This window comes from Paenibacillus dauci, from assembly GCF_000971985.1.
Taxonomy (GTDB): domain Bacteria; phylum Bacillota; class Bacilli; order Paenibacillales; family Paenibacillaceae; genus Saccharibacillus; species Saccharibacillus dauci.
Map to the genome: position 1 here is coordinate 17202 of NZ_LAQQ01000001.1, position 22324 is coordinate 39525.

16 protein-coding genes are annotated in these 22324 nt (G+C 43.9%); 14 read left to right on the top strand and 2 right to left on the bottom strand.

The annotated features are described in order from the left end of the window. Positions 1 to 85: 85 nt before the first annotated feature. The 5 genes from WH46_RS07615 to WH46_RS07635 all read left to right on the top strand — a co-directional run bounded on the left by WH46_RS07615 (position 86) and on the right by WH46_RS07635 (position 6117). Complete coding sequence (locus WH46_RS07615; protein WP_017812115.1) at positions 86 to 784, top strand: response regulator transcription factor; 699 nt, start codon at positions 86 to 88, stop codon at positions 782 to 784. Beyond that, entirely contained in the window at positions 774 to 1841 is a 1068-nt protein-coding gene (locus WH46_RS07620) for a sensor histidine kinase (RefSeq protein ID WP_017812116.1), read from the top strand. Before WH46_RS07615 ends, WH46_RS07620 begins: the two co-directional genes overlap by 11 nt. An 81-nt stretch (positions 1842 to 1922) precedes the next feature. Beyond that, complete coding sequence (locus tag WH46_RS07625; RefSeq protein WP_017812117.1) at positions 1923 to 3815, top strand: serine hydrolase; 1893 nt, start codon at positions 1923 to 1925, stop codon at positions 3813 to 3815. Between the two features lie 160 nt (positions 3816 to 3975). Next, a complete protein-coding gene (locus tag WH46_RS07630; RefSeq protein ID WP_052714150.1) occupies positions 3976 to 4863 on the top strand; it encodes a DL-endopeptidase inhibitor IseA family protein in 888 nt (295 codons plus the stop codon). Positions 4864 to 5025: 162 nt separating this feature from the next. Further along, positions 5026 to 6117 carry an SDR family oxidoreductase gene (locus WH46_RS07635; protein ID WP_052714151.1) on the top strand — a complete coding sequence of 364 codons (1092 nt, stop codon included), beginning with the start codon at positions 5026 to 5028 and terminating at the stop codon, positions 6115 to 6117. A 391-nt stretch (positions 6118 to 6508) separates the two neighbouring features. On the opposite strand, the gene WH46_RS07640 is transcribed toward WH46_RS07635, so the two are convergent. Then, positions 6509 to 7405 carry a helix-turn-helix domain-containing protein gene (locus tag WH46_RS07640; protein WP_046226280.1) on the bottom strand — a complete coding sequence of 299 codons (897 nt, stop codon included), beginning with the start codon at positions 7403 to 7405 and terminating at the stop codon, positions 6509 to 6511. 197 nt (positions 7406 to 7602) lie between these two features. On the opposite strand from WH46_RS07640, the gene WH46_RS07645 reads away from it, so the two are divergent. From WH46_RS07645 to WH46_RS07655, 3 genes are all read left to right on the top strand, one after another. Beyond that, a complete protein-coding gene (locus WH46_RS07645) occupies positions 7603 to 8640 on the top strand; it encodes a quercetin 2,3-dioxygenase (protein ID WP_046226281.1) in 1038 nt (345 codons plus the stop codon). A gap of 80 nt (positions 8641 to 8720) precedes the next feature. Continuing rightward, entirely contained in the window at positions 8721 to 10049 is a 1329-nt protein-coding gene (locus tag WH46_RS07650; RefSeq protein WP_046226282.1) for an MFS transporter, read from the top strand. A gap of 379 nt (positions 10050 to 10428) precedes the next feature. Further along, complete coding sequence (locus WH46_RS07655; protein WP_017812123.1) at positions 10429 to 11043, top strand: hypothetical protein; 615 nt, start codon at positions 10429 to 10431, stop codon at positions 11041 to 11043. A gap of 95 nt (positions 11044 to 11138) precedes the next feature. Here WH46_RS07655 and WH46_RS07660 read toward each other — a convergent pair whose 3' ends face one another. Then, positions 11139 to 12371 (bottom strand): family 16 glycosylhydrolase, encoded by a 1233-nt coding sequence (locus WH46_RS07660; protein ID WP_017812124.1) that lies wholly within the window; start codon positions 12369 to 12371, stop codon positions 11139 to 11141. Between the two features lie 499 nt (positions 12372 to 12870). On the opposite strand from WH46_RS07660, the gene rhaD reads away from it, so the two are divergent. The 6 genes from rhaD (at position 12871) to WH46_RS07690 (ending at position 22230) form a co-directional block, all read left to right on the top strand. Continuing rightward, entirely contained in the window at positions 12871 to 13719 is an 849-nt protein-coding gene (gene rhaD / locus WH46_RS07665) for a rhamnulose-1-phosphate aldolase (RefSeq protein ID WP_197088259.1), read from the top strand. Between the two features lie 375 nt (positions 13720 to 14094). After that, entirely contained in the window at positions 14095 to 15681 is a 1587-nt protein-coding gene (locus WH46_RS07670) for an acetate--CoA ligase (protein WP_046226283.1), read from the top strand. Positions 15682 to 16203: 522 nt separating this feature from the next. After that, positions 16204 to 18594, top strand: a complete 2391-nt coding sequence (locus WH46_RS23320) for a putative bifunctional diguanylate cyclase/phosphodiesterase (RefSeq protein WP_082208341.1) — start codon at positions 16204 to 16206, stop codon at positions 18592 to 18594. A gap of 329 nt (positions 18595 to 18923) precedes the next feature. Then, positions 18924 to 19916 carry an aldo/keto reductase gene (locus WH46_RS07680; protein ID WP_231584310.1) on the top strand — a complete coding sequence of 331 codons (993 nt, stop codon included), beginning with the start codon at positions 18924 to 18926 and terminating at the stop codon, positions 19914 to 19916. Positions 19917 to 20151: 235 nt separating this feature from the next. After that, entirely contained in the window at positions 20152 to 21084 is a 933-nt protein-coding gene (locus WH46_RS07685) for a LysR family transcriptional regulator (RefSeq protein WP_017812129.1), read from the top strand. A gap of 15 nt (positions 21085 to 21099) precedes the next feature. Next, a complete protein-coding gene (locus tag WH46_RS07690) occupies positions 21100 to 22230 on the top strand; it encodes a 5-methyltetrahydropteroyltriglutamate--homocysteine S-methyltransferase (RefSeq protein WP_046226285.1) in 1131 nt (376 codons plus the stop codon). Positions 22231 to 22324: the final 94 nt, after the last annotated feature.

Genomic DNA, 22324 nt, shown 5'->3' on the forward strand with positions numbered 1-22324 from the left:
AAATTATAATAATGAGAAATGCAGGAGACAGAATCCCGTTCAGGTTGATTCTGTCTCTATCTTATGAAAAGAAGGATGAAACCGCATGAGTAAAAACAAAATTATGATTATTGATGACGACCCTGATATTGTTGAGTTTATTCATATTTTATTGACCAAAGAACAGTATGAAGTGATCAAGGTACATCATTCACGTGAAGCGCTTCAGCATTTAGAACAAGAGGATATAAGACTGGCTATCCTGGATGTAATGATGCCCGATATGGATGGAATAGAATTATGCCGCCGGATTCGGGAGAAGTATCAAATCCCGATTATTATGCTAAGTGCCCGTGCAGAAGACTGGGATAAGGTGATCGGACTTAGTACAGGAGCAGATGATTATATGGTGAAGCCATTCAGCTCTATCGAACTTATCGCAAGAGTTAAAGCACAGCTGCGAAGATATACATATTTGAACAGTAATTTGCCTGCAGCCGAAAATCACACTATTCAAATTCATGGATTAACGATTGATCCGACAGCAAGAAGTGTAGATTTATATGGCAAACCGGTCAAGCTGACACGTACCGAATACGACATTTTGCTGTTACTCGCTCTTCATAAAAACAAGGTTTTCAGCATGGAAGAAATTTTTGAAAAAGTATGGAAAGAACAGTATTATACGGGGAATAATACTGTCATGGTGCATATTGCCAGACTACGGGAGAAAATCGAAGATCATTTGAGAGAACCGAAAATTATTAAAAATATTTGGGGAGTAGGTTATAAAATTGAAGCTTAAATGGCAGATTGGCATTCGGTTAAAATTTCTGGTTATTTTTGTATCCAGTCTTTTGTTTGCTCTTATAAGCATTACTGTGTTGCAGTCGTTATTTGGCAGCAGGCTGAATATGCTGACCGGTGGCAGTGATGCATTTGAGCAAAAGTACTCTTTCTATTATTTGCTGTTATTTTTTATATTAATGACTTTATTTTTTTATTGGTTTTCCTATCGGATGATGAGAAGAATTCAGCATATTAACAATTGCGTGAATGAGATTGGCAAAGGAAATTGGAATGTTCAGCTGCAAACGTCAGCTAAGGACGAAATAGGCAATCTCAGCCGGCAAATTAACCAGATGGTCCATAATTTAAGACAAATGCGAGAAAAAGAGCAAGCTGCCGAGTTATTAAAAACAGAAATGATTGCCAATATATCGCATGATCTGCGAACTCCAATCACTTCACTGGCAGGATATATAGAGTTGATAAAAGATGGGGGTAAGGAACAGGAAAAGTATATTCATATTGCCACCCGTAAATGTGATGAGTTAAAAAAACTAATCCAAGATCTATTGGAATACTGTACACTCAGTTATCGTGAATATCATGTGAACAAGGAAAAAGTAGAAATCCGCGAATTGTTGCAGCAGGTCATTATTGATTTTGTGCCTCAATTGGAACAGGCTAATATGAGTTTTCAGGTAGAGTCTCCATCTACTCCTGTTTTGGTGGATGTAGATATCAAGCTAGTAGTCCGGATGCTGCAAAATATGATTCGTAATTCTATTGCATATGGTGCAAAAGGCCGTAAATTGGATTTTGGTTTGCAGACCGATTCCTCTTTTATACACCTAAGCATTACTAATTATGGTGAAGCCATTCCAGAGAAGGATCTGCCTCATATATTTGAGCGATTTTATAGAGGAGAAAAGTCACGCAGTGCTGATACAGGCGGTAAAGGTATGGGACTAGCTATTTCTAAAAATATAGCAAAAATGCATGGTGGGGATATTAAAGTAACAAGCAGTCACCAGGCGACTGTATTTATAATTCAGATTCCGTTTCGATTTTCTTAAGAAAGTCGTAAGTATTTCTTTCATTTATGGTAATGACTTTCTTTTAGACTGGATACAGTAGAAAAAACGGGAGGAATTATAATGCAAACACTCAAAATGATAGGTGTAAAATCGATACTCTTTTTTATCATGGGGCTCTTGATCTTCAATCTGCTGCCTGCCAAATCTATTGGGGCAGCAGATACGGCTCTCAAAGCCGATCTGGCCGGGACAGTAAATAAGTATATGGAAAAAAAGATGAAGGAGCAGCATATTGCAGGTGCTGTTGTAACTATAGTCAAAGATGGAAAAGTTGTTCTGAATAAGGGTTATGGTTATGCTGATATTTCACAACAAAAAAAGGTAGACCCCGATTCAACGTTGTTCCGCATCGGCTCGGTAAGCAAACTGTTTACCGCTGTAGCGGCAATGCAGCAGGTGGAACAAAAGAAAATAAGTTTAAACGAGGATGTTAATACATATTATAAAGACATGCAGGTACAAAACCCTTATGCCGAACCATTGACTCTGGAGCATCTGCTTACACAAACAAGCGGACTGGCTGAAAGTGTCGAAGGGATATACAGCGAAGGATTAAGAGAATATCCTAAACCGCTTATCGATACACTACAAGAACATTTGCCTCCACTGGAAAGACCACCGGGAGAAGTTATTCAATACAGTAATTATGGATACACGCTGATCGGTCATCTTGTGGAACAAGTTACTGGTGATTCTTTTGATAACTACTTAACTGAACATATTTTTGCTCCTTTACAGATGAGTCACTCATTCTATGCGTTATCTCCTGAAAATGTTCAATATGCTTCCCGGGGATATGCGTATGAAAATGACACTTTTACATCACAGGATCCGGGTAGCGTTCTTGTTTACCCTGCTGGCGCCATTGTATCTACCGGAGGAGATATGGCCAAGTTCCTGCTTGCCAATCTGCAAAATGGAATATATGAAAATACCCGAATACTAAACACCGCCACTGCCAAATTAATGAGGGAAAAACATTTTTCGGTACATTCTTCCCTGCCTGGTTACGGATATGGATTTTACGAAGACTATCGCAATCCGGATATTGTTATGCACAATGGAGATGCAGATACATTCACCAGTCAGCTTTCCATATCTCCGAAGCAGCAATTAGGATATTTTGTGTCCTACAATACCCTGGATGATGGAGCACTGCGTGAAGGACTAGAAGATGTTATTTATGGTTATTATAATGTTCCATTGAACGGTGGAACACCAATCAATATTCCGACTGGTCTACAAGCTGAAGATACCGAAGCGCTGAGTGGTTCCTACGTTTTTGCACAACGTCTGCTGGAAGGGCCATTGAAAAGTAGAGGGCTGTTTTTGAAAATAGCAATCAAGGATGCCGGAGACGGAAATATTAAAGTACAGGCTTTTGATTCAAGAGTAAGTGGAATGTATATTCATGCCGGAGATCATCTATATGTCAGCAAGGAGAACGGACGGCAAATTTATTTTAAACAGGATAGCACAGGTAAACAATATGCAGTTATTAATATGGATGTCCCCCTGCAAACGCTGGAGAAACTAAATACGAAAGAAATGATAATGGAATATATCGTACGTCCTTTTGTATTTAGTATAGCGGCAGTGGGTATGATATGGGGAATACTCCGATTTTTGTTCCGAAAAAAGATAAACAGACCAGAAGGCTATTCATTAAAAGCAAGAATCATCTCCAACTGGCTGAATATTTTGATTATTTTAATCGGCGTATGCATAATATTGGTCATGTTTACCTCCAGCGAATCGTTTAGAGCTGTTGTACTGGTTATTGTATGGGTCATCAGCGCTATTATAGCTTTATTATCACTTATTATGCTTCGATTCGGGATCAAGGGATGGAGTACAAAACAATTGGGCAAATGGAACGCTGTGTTTTATATACTTCTGTTGTGCTCCTCGGTAGGCGCTGTTTCCTATTCTTACTTTTTGGATCTTTATTGATATGAATTAATACCGGATTCCAAATTCATACAAGCCGGCTGAACAAATACAAGATTTGCTGTAGGCTGCCAAAGTGGAATATCGGCTGCACAGCTGTCATAATAAACAAGAGAGTATACACCTATTACAGATTTGAAAAGTGAAAGGATCGAATTCAACCATGAACTGGACCAAACCAACAGCAACTACATTACTGATGACAGCCGTCGTATCTGCTTCTCTATATTCGGGAGCACCAGCATCAGCAGCATCGACGACAGCACCGACAGCCAAATCAAACGCAGCAAGCACGTCTGCGTCATCAAGTAAAAGCACAACTTCATCCACAGCATCGGCACCATCTGGTGCCAAAACCAGCAATTCTTCCACAAAAAGCACAACAACTTCAACAAAATCTACAAAAAACGATCAGACCAACAGTGCTAAAGCAGATAAAAACAGCAGCTCCAAAGCATCTTCTGCAGCCAAAGCGGGTACAAAAGGTTCATCCAAAGCGGCTGCATCCAGCAAATCCAACAATAATACCCAATCAGCTGCAGCTGCTGCCGGTGCAACTACGGCTACAGGCTCTACATACGCAGCCTGGACCGGTGTTAGCAAATTAAACCATGAGACGGTTATTCCTCTAATCGTGGAAGCACAGAAAAGATACACCTATACCACATCCGGCGGAGCATCCAGTACCGCAGCAGGTACATTTACGCTAAGCGGTCAGACTTACCGCTATCTATCGCAGGATATTGGTACACGCAGCAAGCTGCTCGCTTATCTGATGGAGACCTATACCAAGCAGGCGAGCGAGACATTTATCCAGAAAAACTTTGTTCAAAATAACGGCAAAATGGCTCAACTGCAAGCAGATGGCGGCAGCCTGCTGGAATTCGACCGTGCTACAGCCAAAATGATCAGCATGACCGATACTTCCCGCGTCTATCGTCTGACTGTTCCTTATGTGGACAATGCACAGCCAGTAGAACGTGTGATGGTGAAGTTTGCACTGGTAGACGGACAGTGGAAAATCAATACTGCACCACACGTACTGTTCTAAGCAGCATTTTCACCTAGAAATAACACATCGGGAGCCTGCCATGGAGAGTGGTCAGGCTCCTTATTATAACTATGCAGAACAGTAGATAAGCGAATCATGGATTGGGCCCGGCGGTCTGCGGGTAAATTGTTGTTGAGACTATTTCGAGGAGGGATCACCATTATGGCAGTATCACTTAAAAAATTAAAAAATCAGGTAATCGTAATTACGGGTGCATCAAGTGGAATAGGTCTGGTAACAGCGAGAATGGCGGCAGCACGAGGAGCCAAGGTTGTTCTGGCTGCACGTAATGAAGAAGCGATTATCCAGCTGGCGGCAGAACTGCGCGGCAAGGGTTATCCCGCGACCTGGGTGACCGCAGATGTAGGTAAAGAAGAAGACATACAACGTATTGCCGAGACTGCGATTCGGACTTTCGGCCGATTTGATACATGGGTTAATAACGCCGGCGTCTCCATTTTTGGTAAAGCGACCGAAGTTAGCATTGATGATATGAAGCGGATGTTTGATACAGTGTACTGGGGCGTTGTATATGGCTCCCGTGCAGCGGTAAAACATTTCAAGGAACGCCGTGTACCGGGCGCTCTGATTAATATTGGCAGTATTTTTGGTGATCGTGGTGTAGTCATACAGTCTACTTATTCTTCTGCCAAATTTGCTGTACATGGGTGGACCGAGAATCTGCGGATGGAGCTGGAAAAGGAAAAAGCACCGGTCTCCGTGACACTGGTTCATCCGGGACGTATCGATACGCCATATAATGAACATGCCCACAGCTATCTGGATAAGCAGCCCGCTCACAGAGGGATGATCTATCCGCCGGAATCTGTAGCAAAGGCGATTCTGTATGCAGCCGAACATCCGAAACGGGATATGTTTGTCGGATCTCAAGCGAGACTGGGCGCTCTATTCGGGAACTTTGTACCGCGTCTGACCGATCTGATGTTCGAAGCGGTTATGTTCCGTGGACAGCAGTCCAAAGATCGCCCTTCGAATCCACCAGAGACAAGTGCACTGTATCATGCAGGATACGGATTGCATGAGCGTGGTACGCAGGAAGGTCATATTCGTAAAGGAAGTCTGTATGTAGAAGCGACCAAGCACCCGATTATTACTACACTGGCGCTAGCCGGATTAACGACGCTGATCTGTGCCTATTCCAAACGTAGCTCCAGTACAGATTCTCTGCCAGCACCTACAGCAGCAGCACCACTTGCTCTGGAAGCAGCACGTGAAGATCGCACAGAGCAATAATCGTAAAGAGAAATAATAGAAAAAGCAGGCGTAGCGAAACAAAATAGAATCATTCCAATAAATACGCATGTACAGAATTTCTATTTCTATGGAGTTGGATAGACACAGAGATGATTCGGGAAATTCATTTACTGATCTGTTATCCATCATATGAACATGGTTTGTATTGGAGTGCTGAGCAGGATCAGGGTAATGATAACTAAATTAACAAAAAGCCGGAGGGGATACTATCCCTTCGGCTTTTTGTTGTATTCCGGATTTGTATAGCAAGTGTTGTATAACATTTGTTATATAGCAAATGCTATCTGGTTATGCCTGTTTATTTCGTATTGTTTATCTGACATTATTTATTGGATGGTGTTTATCGATATTGCATGCTATAACGCTATGCTTAATGATCAGTAGGCAGCGACGTACCGCCGGTATGCTGCTTGCGAAATTGGGAAGGTGTGAGCCCGCATCGTGCTTTAAAAATCCGGTAAAAATACTTCATATCATGCACACCCACTTCTGCAGCAATCATCTGTACACTCCAGTCCGTCTCGATCAGCAGCTCGCAGCTGTGCATAACGCGTACATTTTGTAACAGCTGGATAAAGGTCTGGCTGGTAGTCTGCTTGAGTTTGCGCTGCAGATGGCGGGGACTGATAGATATCCACTGGCATAGTTCATCAAGTTTGAGCGGATCACGATAATGCGTTTGCACATAATTGATGGCAAAAGCTACCGGATCTTCGATCGTCATGGGTGTAGTCGGATAGCTAAACTGATTATGCATGTGCATGGTGTGCAGAAGCTCCAGCAGAGAAAGGTATAATTTGTACCGATAGCCAGGAGTCGCATTCAATTGGTTAAGATGCATAGAATACATAATCCGGGCAAATTCATTATTCTGCTCCCGATATCCAAGCCATCGCTCAGACTTGCGAAAAAATCCGGCGATTTCCTGAAACTCTTCATCCCAGGCGAGATTATCCTGATTACCGCTCGTCATCAGCACTTCCGGCAAAAACATACAGTTCATAATCTGCAGCTGTGCCGGCTGTTTACGGTCCTGAAGGTGAAACATATGGTGAATGCCAATCGGAATAAAGAACAGATCGCCCTCCGACACTTCGAAGGATTCTTTGTCAATAAAAAGCAATCCTTTGCCTTCCGATACATAGATAATTTCATAAAAAGGATGGGCATGCTGCTGATAGGATTGCACCACATCTATAGTTAGAAAAGAAAGCGGATTATTATTTTCAAAAGGATGTTCAACTATTTTAAGTTCGGTTGTAGTCATGATTAACTCTCCTACTTCTGTCGTAATTGCCCATAGTTGTGTCGCCTTTAACTATATTTCAAATTTATAATGTTGGCTACAATAAATAAGTAAGGTTTTGGGCATCACTGCTGCAATCGACGATATATGTAGCTGAACCAGAGTACCTTTATGAATAATAACATTCAAATTTATAGTATATCTACAGGAGGAACATAATGACAACAACCCAATTAATTACTCATTTACCACAGGAAAAAATGCCTTATCTGCTTCGCAGAGGTGACGGCGAACGTTATCTGTTCGGTAATCAGGTCGCTACTATTATCGCCAATGCAGAAAGCACAGGAGATATTTTCTCCGCAGCAGTTATCGGCGGACCCAAAGGTGAGAGCTTCCCGATGCATACGCATCCAAATACCTACGAATCCATTTATGTGATGGAAGGACGTTTACAATTTGTAATCGATGGACAGAGCCATCTGCTGCTGCCGGGGGACTATGCCCACATCACACCGGGTACAGAACATGCCTATCAGCTGCTCGGACATCGTAACAGCTTTATCTCTTATTCCATTTCCGGCGATATCACCAAAGTCTATCCGGCACTGGGTCAATCCTATGAGCATATCGAGTATCCACCATTTACCGATCATGCCTATTCTGAAGAACATCGCCGTCAGGCAGAGCAGAATGCAGATATCGTATTCTCCGCTGGCAGCACAGAATTCCCTGCGTATGAACTGGTAAGCAATACAGTCGTACCGGATGAAGTAAGTAATTATGTACTGGAAAGCGGCGAAGGAATCCGCTTGTTGACCGGCGATCAGGTGCACCGTCTGCTTGCAACCCAGAAAACGACAGATGGCGGTTATATTATTGTAGCGAGTGACGGTCCAAAAGGGGATGAAATCGTATCTCACTACCATGATCATCATACAGAGACATTCTTCTGTACACAGGGCCGTATGACCATGTGGGCCAATGACGAAGAAATCCAGTTGTTCCCGGGTGACTTCCTGCATGTGCCAGCTGGTACAGTGCACTCCTATCGTCTGGATGATCACTTTACCAAAGTAGTGGGACTGCTCGTAAGTGGATTGTTCGAACCGTTCTTCCGTCTACTTGGTGATGAGTATGAACATTACATGTTCCCTAATAATCCGGGACCGGCACGTATTGATCGTCTGATGGAAAATATCGACAAGCTGGATCTGAACGTTGTAGGACCACCTAACTCTCACCAGAAGAAATAATGGAACAAAGGATAAGATGATATATACAGGATATAGGGCTGGCTCTATATCCTGTCATACGATTCATTGGTGCATTTAACATGAAAATTATTTTTGTACTGGCATTTGCCATGGTATTATCTGTGATGAACTCGACAATGTTCAATGTAGCATTGCCTGCGCTTCGTGCAGACTTTCATTTATCCAGCTCACAGGTTAGCTGGGTCGTCACTTCTTATATTATTATCTATGCGATTGGTTCGGTTACTTACGGGAAGCTGGCTGATCGTTATAAATTGAAAAATCTGCTTACCTTCGGACTGTGTCTGTTTGCAATCGGATCAGTGCTTGGTTTTATCTCATCCAGCTTCTGGATGGTTATTGCCGGACGTATTCTACAATCGGCAGGTGCATCGGTTATTCCGGCATCCTCTATGGTCATTCCGATCCGCTATGTATCGGCAGAAAAGCGGGGCAGAGCCCTGGGTATCACCTCGTCCGGTATGGCACTTGGTACGGCAATGGGTCCGATTGTTGCCGGATTGATCACCAGCTTTGCGGACTGGCGTTATCTGTTCGCGATCAGCCTGCTATCGCTGGTTACTATTCCATTTTTCCGTAAATACCTGGACAAAGATCAGACGCATCCGTCACGTATCGATCTGCTGGGCGGTATCCTGCTTGCTGCTGGAGTAACTCTGCTGCTGCTGGCAATTACCAATACCAGTCTACTGCTGAGTGTACTGACACTTATTGTATTGATTATCTTTATACTCTATATTCGCAAAGCCAAACAACCGTTTCTGGATCCGGCTATTTTCCGGAATAGTGCATATACGATAACGATGATTATTGCTTGTCTGGTATTGATCTTCAATCTGTGTGTACCATATCTGATTCCGCAGCTGCTGAGCAGTGTAAATGGACTAACTTCGTTTACTACCGGATTGGTGATGTTCCCGGGTGCGTTAATTGCCGCGATCTTCGGCATTATCGGCGGTCGTATTGCTGACAGCAAAGGAAATTCGTTCCTGCTTGCTATAGCATTCAGTCTGCAGCTGCTTACGTATGTGCTGATCTCGCTATTCACTGGCGGATCGTATCTGATCATTATGCTGCTGCTCGTGATCGGGAATACCGGACTTACATTTGCTCAGGTTGGACTTGCCAATACGGTATCCCGTACACTGAAAGGACCGCAGGTCGGCGTAGGCATGGGAATGTATATGATGCTTAGCTTTATTTCGGGAGCGATTGGTACGACGGTGCTCGGACTAATCCTGGATCAGTCGCATACCGGTTGGTCTCCAAGCGTACTATTGAGCAGCCAGCCAAGCGTATTCAGTATGATTTTCTTTGTGTTCGCGATCTGGATTTTGATTATGTTTGCGGGATGTTTCCGCTTTTTGCAGCGCGGAGAACAGAAGTAAACGATTTGATGGAGATCAAGACAAAATGGTGTCATCTGAGAATAGCAGATCAAGGTGTCTCTTTTGATTTGTTATATTAAATAGAATAATGCGGGACAATTTGGAAAAAGAGCCAGGTGATCTGGCTCTTTTTTGATTATATACCGGGATATATGCCTCAGGATAAGGCGTGTTGAAGCAAGGTCCTTCTACCTGAATATATAATTTTTATCATAATATACATTCCAAATTGGAAATGTTCATTCAAATTGGGTCATAAAACCTAATTTGTAGTATACTTGTTAAAGGGTCGGCGCACAGTTGCGCAATGATTCATGTCCTAATACCCAATTTGATAGAATAGGTTGGAGTATGATCTACAATTGATTGGAGAATGAAAATGAACACATCGGGAACATTTCTAAAAGTACTTCAGCAGCCCATACAGGAAGCTAAAATGGCTGCTATTGAACACCATTGCCCGCATTGCCGGGAAGTACTGATTCGGGTCGAACCAGACCCCAAAGCTGGCAACAAACAGCAGGTGCATATTTATCCCGGATTGCCGGAGCTTGAAGATCGTTATGTATATATGGATAGCGATACGATTACCGGAATACGCAGCAGTATTCTAGGCAGCGACTGGTATGATACATCCTATTCCTGTGGCGAATGCCAGAAATGCCAGGGAATGTTCTGGACAGCTGCTGTGTATGTTGCTTCACGTCCGGTGCGCAATCTGACAGTAGAAGATGAACATCACTTTGTTCTGCAAATGGACCCCGAAGCAGATCATGCCGAATTTTATGGCATGGAGGATTATGCCTGCTATCATCGTATTTTGTATCAGGATGCCTTTGTAGAAGGAGACCAGACCGGTTCGCCATTGTATATTAACGAATACGTGCTGGGTCCTTTTATTTTCGAGGACGATCATGAGAGTGATTCAGCCAAGCTGGCAGAACAGGTACTCCTGCTCGCCAAAGAAGCAATGGGATGTCGTTCCAAGTTCTAAGCAATTTAGCGATGATATTCAAAGTACCTTTACAACAATTGAAAAGTCATAAAAGGGAGATTAACCACTGCAGGCGGTTAATCTCCCTTTTCATTTTATTGCTTCACTACTTCAAAAGCTTCCCATGCTCCGCCAACACTGGCACGATTGGCAATAAGCGGGCTGCTGCCGGTATTGTCGGCTGTTACATAATTGTTATTGGCCAGGGATTTCAGTGTTCGTTTGCCATCTGCTGTCGTACCAAGTTCAAATGTCTCCCAGGTACCGATAGACGTTTTATTGGCAATTAACGGACTGGTTCCGTTATTGTCTGCAGATACATATTTGCCGTTGATCATGGAGCGCAGGGCGACGCGATTACTACCCAGATCCACCAGTTCGAAGCGTTCCCAGGTACTCACATTATCCGAACGGGCGATAAGGGCGCCTCTGCCATAATCTTCCGCTGTAACGTATTTACCATTGGCACCTGCTTTGAGCGCTACAATGTTATAGCCGCCTTCACGCTGGAACACATGGACATAATCAACCAGCAATTTTTGCGGGAAAGCAGTACTTGCATCCGGATAACCCGGCCAGTTGCCGCCTACCGCCAGATTGAGCAGCAGGAAGAATGGCTTGTCATAAGCCCACGTGTTATCACCTACATCGGCAGGGGTACGGGTGTGATACAGTTTGCCATCTACATACCAGCGAATAACGCCAGGTTCCCACTCCACTGTATAGTTATGAAAGGCATTGCTGAACGGTTCTCCAATGGTATAACCGGCAGATAATCCTTTGTCGCCAGAGTAGCCTGGACCATGAATCGTTCCGTAGACCGTATTGGGTGCAGGCGGACCAATGTACTCCATAACGTCGATCTCGCCACTTGCCGGCCAGGGATTGCTACCAATATCGCTGCCCAGCATCCAGGCGGCAGGCCATATTCCTTTGCCATAAGGAACTTTGGCACGGATATCGATTTTACCGTATTTGACATTAAATTTGTTGGCGGTTGTCAGACGCGCTGAAGTATATTGAGATCCCTGGTAATTCTCTTTTAGCGCCTGGATAACCAGATTTCCATTTTCCATATAGGAATTATTGGTACGGTTCGTGTAGTACTCCAGTTCATTGTTGCCCCAGCCATTATTGTTGCCGGTCTCCAGATTCCATTTGGACGTATCTACACCGCTTCCGTTAGGTCCATTAAAATCATCTGACCAGATCGGCACCCAATTGCTGGAGGAAGAAGCTTCTGCTGTCGGCAGATGGGTATTCCACGGAGTTACCAATCCGGCAGCACATACGGTAGAGAGGAGGAGAGAAAACCACTTTTTCTTCATCAATTCAACCACCTTTTCCATATATTAATTTCCAATATATTCTAATATGTAAGGGATTACAAAAAAAGAGATCTAGCAGAATTGCGTAGAAATACACCTACTCTTCTATAAAATGCGAACGCTGATGCATATACAGCTACAGATAAAGAGATAGAAAATAAATAGTAACAGCAGAATAAAAATAAAAGTTTCTTGCTGGTCTTTCAAATATACTTAAGCGTATCTAGCGTATCTAGCGTATCTAGCGTATCTAGCGTATCTAGCGTATCTAGCGTATCTAGCGTATCTAGCGTATCTAGCTTGATTAATATGCCAAGTATATTAATCATAAAAAGAATAAGTATCGTACCAATACAGCTAAATCAGAAGAAAACAAACATTATTAAAAATTTTAATGTTTATTTATTTTTGTTTATTTCTGTTTTTTATTGACTTAAAGAAATTAGAAGATTAAAATGTGGGTATAGCACTTATTCAGATAACCAAGGGAGAGAATATCATGCATACGATGATGCCTGATCACCAGCCAATTATGTTTCAACCGGAACAGATTCCATTTGTACGCGAGATGGCACAGATTACTCGCAGTATGTGGCGTTTTGGCTGGGATGAGCGTAATGGCGGGAATGTCAGTTGTATTTTGGATGAGGAAGAAGTTGCCCAGTATATGGATATTAATCACGTCATTCGGCGCTTTCAGCCTGCTTTTCCGGTACACGAACTGGCAGGGCGGTATTTTATCGTTACCGGCTCGGGCAAGTATTTCAAAAATATCATCGATGATCCTGAAGGCAATCTGGGTATGCTGCGTGTATCAAGAGATGGAGAACAGCTCGAGCTGCTCTGGGGACTGAAAAATGGAGCTGTACCAACCAGTGAACTTCCTGCTCATTTTATGAGTCATATTGAGCGTCTCAAAGTCGATTCGCAGCATCGCGTGGTGATGCATAATCATGCGACCCATACGCTGGCAATGACTTTTGTGCATACACTGGATGAGAATGCATTTACCAGAACACTATGGGAAATGTGCACCGAATGTATCGTTGTATTTCCTGACGGTATCGGGGTGATTCCATGGATGGTACCCGGCTCCAGCGAGATCGGACGTGCGACAGCAATCAAAATGCAAGAACATCGCGCCGTCTTATGGCCACAGCATGGGATTTTTGGTACCGGAGCGACGATTGATGAAGCATTTGGTCTGATTGAGACGATCGAGAAAGCCGCCCAGATTTATATGAAAATTGCTCATTTGCCGATTCTGCAGCGTATTACCAGTCAGGAACTTGCTGATCTTGCACAAGCATTTGGCGTAACTCCGCGTCCGGGTATTCTGGATATATAGAAGAGTATACAAGTAACAAAATAATACAGATATATATAAGCCAAAATTATCGATACACGATCATACAGCAGCGTACTATAAAAGATCATAATTACTGACATAGAGTAGTAGCAACGTATAGCAAGCGAATAGATTAGTAATACCTATAATAGGAATAAGATATGATAGTGCCATCCAAGATCAGCCTGTTAAGCAGCAGGCTGATTTTTTTGGCTAATTATTTGGAAAAAGGAGGAGTAATAGGAATGAGATATTCTGCATTTGCTATTTTCATGTAAGCGCAACCTGCAATTAGTATTAGAACCTGGTCTTAAGACGTGCTATACTGAAATGAATCATTAGTATTCATTTTGTAGTATAAAGGGGAAATTGATTATGAAATATCAGGAATGGACTGCACCCGAGCAATACAATCTAACCTCCGAGATGGAGAGACATAATCCTGCCAAAACAGCCCTAAAATGGCTGAATGACAAGGGAGATACACAGGAAATCACGTATGGAGAATTGTTGAAGCAGGCGAACCGCCTGGCAAATGGTCTGCTTAAGCTCGGACTCGAACAGGGCGATCGTGTACTGGTCATGGTACCAAGACAGATTACTGCCTATATTATATATCTGGCCTGTCTCAAAAGTGGACTGGTTATTATCCCGTCTTCGGAAATGCTGCGTGCCAAAGATCTGGCCTATCGACTGCGTCATTCGGAAGCACGTGCAGTTATTGCCTGGTCCAGTGTAACCGGGGAAGTAGACAAAATCGATGAGGAACTGCCTGCATGGTCATTCCGCATCTCAGTTGCTGCCGATCAATCCGAGCTTGCCGAAGGCTGGCTGGATCTAACCAACTTGATGCAGAATGAAGACGATCATTTCGAAGCGGTAGCTACCAAGCGTGATGATATGGCGATTCTGGCTTACACGTCCGGAACGACCGGCAATCCCAAAGGTGTTGTACACAGTCACGGCTGGGCGTATGCTCATCTGCGCATTACAGGTCCATGGCTGGATATCCATGAAGATGATATGGTCTGGGCAACAGCTGCACCGGGCTGGCAAAAATGGATTTGGAGCCCGTTCCTGTCGGTACTGGGACGCGGAGCAACCGGGTTTGTCTATAATGGAGCTTTTCAGCCGCATAAATATCTGGAGCTGATTCAACAGTACGGCGTACAGGTATTGTGCTGCACGCCAACCGAGTACCGGCTGATGACCAAACTGGAAGACCTCGGTACCTATGATTTATCCAACCTGCGCAGCGCTGTATCTGCCGGGGAGCCGCTCAACCAGGAAGTCATTCATACCTTTAACCGTGAATTCGGATTAACAATTCGTGATGGATATGGCCAGACCGAGAGCACACTGCTGATCGGTAACCTGACCGATACAGAGATTCGCCTGGGTGCGATGGGTCAATCCATGTCTCCTGGACTCGTCGAGATTATCGATGAAGATGGTAAGCCTGTACCCGCAGGAGAAGTAGGCAACATCGCTGTCCGTACCGATATGCCTGCTTTGTTCCAAACGTATTACTTGAATCCGGAACGCAAAGCCGAAAATATCAATGGAGATTACTTTATTACCGGTGACCGTGCCCGTAAAGATGAAGACGGATATTTCTGGTTTGAAGGACGCGGAGATGATATCATTATCAGTTCCGGCTATACGATCGGTCCTTTTGAAGTAGAAGAAGCCCTTATGAAGCATCCTGCTGTCAAAGAATGTGCTGCTGTAGCAAGTCCCGACGAGATTCGTGGACATATTGTAAAAGCATTTATCGTACTCAAAGATGGAGTAGAGGGAACACCGGAACTTGCAAGAGAGCTGCAAAATCATGTTAAAGAGTGGACGGCTCCTTACAAATACCCTCGTAAGGTTGAATTTATTACCGACCTGCCCAAAACCAGTTCCGGCAAAATCCGTCGTATCGAACTGCGTGAACAAGAGAAAAAAGACAACAGTTGAGTGTCACACATGGATTGTAAATGTCATCTATGGATTGACTACGTGTGATAGCCAGCACTAAAAACAGAGCACAGTGGATTCAATAGTAACCAGACAATGATTGAGCATCAACGTATACAGGCAGCCCATTCGGGCTGCTTTTTTTGTTTGTCTGCTACTTCTGTAATTTAAATCACTACGTATTTTTATAGGTACAATTACCTAATTATTTATAAAGATAGAAAAAGAATGAAAGCAAAAAAAATGAGATTTAAGTTTCAATAAAATAAACAGTTAAACAGGTAAAAATCAATATATGAAAAATTCATTATAGATAAAAAATAATCAGCGTTCTACACAAATAAGCATAAAATAAATCATAAGACGCACCGTTAAAAGGAGTAAAATAGTTCCAAAGACATTTGTCAATGTATTTAATACAAATATATTTTTTGGAATTAAGGCAGTTAGCTATTTAAATTATCTTTAATTCATGCGATATTAATAGTAAGTGTATTTAAGTGTATCTGGGGGTCAAAAGTCATGTATAGCTTTTTAGTTAGCCTAGTCATATCATTCATACCATTTGTGCTATTGGGTGCACTTTCTATTGAAATCCTGATGCGGCATCCAGACAGCTCTCTGCATCGGCTGACTACGATCCTGATTGGTGCGCTCTCTTTTATATTTTTATCCGATTTTCTCACCCAGTCGCTTGATTACGGGTTTGCAAGCTGGATCAATCCTCGCATGACTTATGATCTGACATTTATTGCGATTACCATCCTCACCTATTTTTTTGCTATTCTTAGCCGGATTCAATTGCCATTCTGGCTGCTTCATCCTTTTGCAGGTGTTCCGCTGGTCGGAATTATACTGCTTCATGGCTGGCCGGATACTTTCAAGCTATACATGGCTATGGGTGAACATTGGCGGATGGAGATGCACAATAAAACTTTTGGCTGGATGTTTATCATCATTACGTTTTATTCACTTTCCTTTTTGCTTATGATTATGTTTATTGGTTACCGCAAACTCAAAAGTAGCCGTGCTTATGAACGTGAACAGCAGATGATGCTTACAATTATACGTGGAAGTGCGGCAGCAGCGATCTGGCTGGTTATGTTTTTTGCTCTCAGTCAGATTTTTCCGGAGATTCCTATCCTTCCTGTAGATAGTCTGCCAACGTATGCAGCAATTATTTTGGCATACACTTTGCGTCTGGCGATGCGCAAGCATAATTTTCTTGCCACAGCGGAGCAGCGTTACAAATTGCTGTTCACCCTTTCCAGCAGTGGAGTTGCCCTGATGAATTCACGTGGTATTGTAACCGAATCCAACCCTGCTTTCCGTGCAATAACAGGTATATCCGAGAGCGAAGGCGATATCGATATTCTGTCGATTTTACCGGATCCGGATAAAAGTGGGTATCTGAATGTTATCAATCAGGCGTTTCAGGAACGTGCTTTTCCTCAGCAGATGCAGATGGAGATTATGAGTCGTTCAGGTCTGCGTTATATGGTAGAGATAAATAGTGACTTTATGGAGATTGAGGACGAGCTGCATTCCTATCTGCTGGTGCGTGACATTACCGAACAGCAGCGCAACGAGCAACAGTTGCTGGAACTGGCATTTACCGATTCGTTGACAGGTCTTGCGAACCGCTATCAGTTCAATATGAAGTTGGAGGAAGCCGTTCACAATGCACACTCTAACGGTACGCGAATTGTAGTAATGCAGATGGACCTGGATCATTTTAAATGGATTAATGATACCATGGGCCATTCTGCAGGCGATATTCTGCTCTGTAATGTAGCGGATCTGATTCGTCAACATACGCCTCCAGGCAGCATTGTGGCACGCACTGGCGGCGATGAATTCGCACTGCTGGCAGTACTGGAGAGCTGGCAGGGAGAAGAGACAGCAGTCGAAATGGCGAATACCATCCTGCATGCTTTTGCCAAACAGGTTGTACTTGGTGAAAAGTATTATCATGTGTCCTGCAGTATTGGTGTCTGTATTGCTCTAAGAGACGGAGAAGATCCGGAGACATTGCTTCGTAATGCGGATATCGCTATGTATGCAGCCAAACGATTGGGACGGAATCAATATCATCTATTTACCGGTCAATTGAAAAGTGAGGCAGAACGTGATCTGCTTATGCAGCAGGGACTGGAGACAGCGCTGCTGCGCAATGAATTCTCGCTCGTCTATCAGCCTCAGGTTGATAGTCGTACAGGCAGAGTATTTGGTGTAGAGGCACTGCTGCGCTGGCAATCAGCCGAGTTAGGCTTTGTATCCCCTCAGGATTTTGTACCTATTGCCGAGCAGAATGGAACAATTCGACCGATTGGGGAATGGGTAATGCAGGAAGCGGCTGAACAGGCCGTACGCTGGCTCGAAGCAGGGTATCCGGAAATGCAGATGTCTGTGAATGTATCGGCAAGCCAGCTGAGTGATCCTTATTTTGCCCGTAAAGTAGAAAAAGTACTGATGCAGACTGGATTGCCTGCCCATCTGCTCTGTCTTGAATTTACAGAGAGTGCCGCTATTCGCGAAGAAGAACAGATTATGCAAATCTGTGAAGAGATCGTCGGCATGGGAGTGACGCTGGCTGTTGATGATTTTGGCACGGGATATTCATCAATGAAGACAGTAACCAGCTTTCCGTTCCAGTTTATCAAAATTGACCGCTCACTGATCTTTGATATTGATGTGAATCCACGTAATGTAGCCGTGGTCCGTTCCGTAATCGAACTTGCCGAACAGCTTAAGATGAATGTACTGGCCGAAGGGGTGGAATCGCGCCAGCATGTAGACCTGCTGCAGCAGCTTGGTTGCTATCATATCCAGGGATACTATTACGGTCGACCGATGAAAGTAAACGATCTGGAAGCATGGATGAGTACAGACCCAGTCAGCAAGTCTTCCTGAAAATAATATAGAATTACAGCAAAAAGCAGCTCTATTCCTACAGGAAGAGCTGCTTTTTGTACTATCGATAACAAAATCATGATTAGTAGTAAATATTTATTTTATAGCTATACAGAAAACCTGTAATACTATCAAGTAAGCTCAAAAATCCTCAAATCTATTTATATTGATTCCATAGCCTTGAAAGGAACTGGACTTCTGGACAAATTGGTAAAGTTGGGATTACTTCTGGATTTGATTATAATAAAAAGGAAGTGAAGGCGTTTTCGTTGGTGTCAGTTATTCAGGTGCGGATCTTCGGCATGCACAATATTAATAAAGGGGGAAGTATGATGGATTATGGGTACATGGGGCGCAGTGGTCTGCAGGTATCGCGTCTCTGTCTTGGCACAATGACTTATGGAGATTGGGATATGGATGAGCAGAGTTCACTCTCCTTACTGGACCGGATTCTGGATTCAGGTATTAATTTTCTTGATACGGCAGATACATATGGCAAAGGAACAAGTGAAGAAATTATCGGCAAGTCGCTCAAAGGTCGACGAGACAAATTTATTGTAGCTACCAAATTCAAAGTCCGCACCGCGGAAGGCCCCAATGGTGAAGGCGCAAGCCGTTACCGGATCATGAGACAAGTCGAGGCCAGTCTCAAGCGGCTGGGAACGGATTATATCGATCTCTACCAGATTCATCGTCCTGACCCGCATACGCCGATCGATGAGACCCTGCGAGCGCTGGATACGCTGGTGAGCCAGGGGAAAGTGCGGTATATCGGCTGTTCCAACTTTGAAGCATGGCGCATGATGGAATCACTATGGACGAGTGAAAAGATGAATTTGGAGCGTTTTGTAACCAATCAGTTATCCTATAGCTTGTTCAATCGTTACAGTGAGCAGGAGATACTCCCGGCTGCCAAGCGTCATGGATTGTCCGTACTTGCCTATTCTCCACTGGCTGGCGGCTGGCTCTCCGGCAAATATCGCAAAGGTCAGCCGCTTCCGGCAGGATCGCGGGGAGAAGAGATGGACCTGGATACACCGCATAATCAGCACAAACTGAATGCAGTGGAACAATTGTCCGCTCTCGCTGATGCCAAAGGAGTCACTCTCAGTCAGTTCTCTCTGGCCTGGCTGCTGCAGCGTCCAGAAGTGATTCCGATTGTGGGTATTCGTAATGAACGGCAGTTAATCGATAATCTGGGAGCCCTGGACATCCAATTTTCCCAAGAAGAAATTCAGCAGATTGACCGAATCATCCCGAGTCCGTATCAGGATTTCTCAGGTGATGGCAGCTTTACCATCTCCAGAATTTCCATGAAATAATGCATCACCCAGGCATCACTGGCCGGTATTCGTTAACGGTTAGTGATGCTGTTTGTATAGTGACGGTGATTCCCGGCTGTACTCTGTTATAGGAAATAACTATGCCAGAGGGAATCACTTGGATTGAGCCGATCATCTGTGCTACGATAACTTCGATTAGTCAAAAATCTGTACACTGTAATAGCAGAGAATGAACGTGATACCACTAGACGGATTGTCCACAGGGGGGAAGGTTTTGACACTACAGCAGCTGCGGTATGCCATTGAAATTGCGAACTGCGGTTCCATGAACGAGGCGGCAAAGCGGCTTTTTATTTCGCAGCCGAGCCTTTCAAATGCCATCAAGGAACTGGAGAGCGAACTTGGTATTTCCATTTTTGACCGTACCAACCGGGGGATCAGTATTTCGGTAGAAGGAATGGAGTTTCTTGGGTATGCCCGTCAGATTATCGAACAGGCCGAATTGATCGAGAATCGTTATCATGGCAGCAAGCGCAATCTGATTCATTTCTCCGTCTCCACACAGCATTATGCTTTTGTATCCGATGCTTTTGTAAAGTTGATGGAACAGACCGATATCAACGAATACAATCTCCATCTACGGGAGACGCAGACCTATAACATTATCGAAGATGTAAAGACACTGCGCAGCGATATTGGCATTCTCTATATTAATGAACGTAACTTCAAGGTTATGAACAAACTATTCAGCGATGGAAATCTGATGTTTACGCCGCTGTTTAACACAAGCCCGCATATTTTTATCCGTGCCGGTCATCCACTGGCTCAAAAAGAAATGGTGACGACGCAGGATCTCAGTACGTATCCTTATATTACATTTGATCAGGGAGCGAATAATTCTCTGCATTTTTCGGAAGAGATGATTACCTTCTCTTCTATTGCCAAAAGTATCAAGGTGCATGATCGGGCAACACTCGCCAACCTGTTATCCGGCACGAATGGCTATACAGTCGGCACTGGCATTCTGGTGTCCCAGTTTAATTACGAACAGCTCATATCTGTTCCTCTGCAGACCAGCGAGGACTTTACAGTGGGCTGGATCGCACACAAAGATCGCAAACCGAGTGAAGTCGCGTCTCAATACATTGAGATACTGAACGATCTGGTGTCCAACAGCTATCTGAATATGAATCAATTTCTATTATAAGTACAGGAGGAGCCTATGCAGAGTCCATTAACAGGAACCAAACGAAATACCGCTCCTTTTCGCTGTGATATTGTAGGCAGCTACCTGCGACCGGAATCCATCCGGGATGCGCGGTTCCAGTATGAGAGCGGGGAGATCAATGCAGAACAGCTGAAGATGATAGAAAATGAAGAGATTATCAAGCTGGTACAGCAGCAAAAGAACATGGGACTGCAGACCATAAGCGATGGGGAATTCCGCCGTACATGGTGGCATTTGGACTTTTTCCTTGGTATTCAGGGTACCCAGAAGATCGGTCTGCCTACAGCGGGGATTGATAATCGTAACCGTGCTGAGAGTTTCCGTATTGTTGATAAAATCTCTTTTGGTGATCATCCGATGATAGAGCATTTCCGCTATTTGCAGCAGCTCGCTGGTGATCGCACGGCCAAGATGACTATCCCTTCGCCGGCACTGTTTCATTTTGTGGAGAATTATAATGGCAATGACGTATACAGTGATCAGGAAGAATTGTATCAGGATATTATCCATGTCTATCAAACGGCCATTCAGGCATTCTATGATGCGGGGTGTCGTTATTTGCAGCTGGATGATACAACTTGGGGAACATTATGCAGCAGCAGGCACCGGATGCTGCTTCGTAACCGGGGACAAGATCCTGACCAGCTGGCCAGCGACTATGTACGTTTGATTAATGAGAGTATCGAGCACTGTCCGGAAGATATGACGATTGCGCTGCATGTATGTCGCGGCAATTTTCGTTCCACCTGGTTTGCAGCAGGAGGCTATGAGCCGGTAGCCGAAGAGTTGTTTGGCAAAACACAGGTCGATGCCTTTTTCCTGGAATACGATAATGAACGCGCTGGTGACTTTCAGCCACTGCGTTATATCAAAAACCAGTTTGTTGTACTGGGATTGGTTACAACCAAGCATGGGGGACTGGAGAGCAAGGAAATGCTCAAGGAACGCATTGCTGAAGCGTCACAATATGTACCGCTGGATCAGCTTTGTCTGAGTACGCAATGCGGGTTTGCTTCAACAGAAGAAGGAAATATGCTGACCGAGGAAGAGCAGTGGAACAAGATTAGGCTGGTCATCGACACCGCCAATGAAGTCTGGACACAGTCTCCAGCTATACTGTTATAGCCCAAGGCTATAGCAGAAGTGTTGTCATGGTGGGGATCAATTTTGTGATGATTATAATAGATTATAGAATGTCACTGATAATTCGTCATTCGTA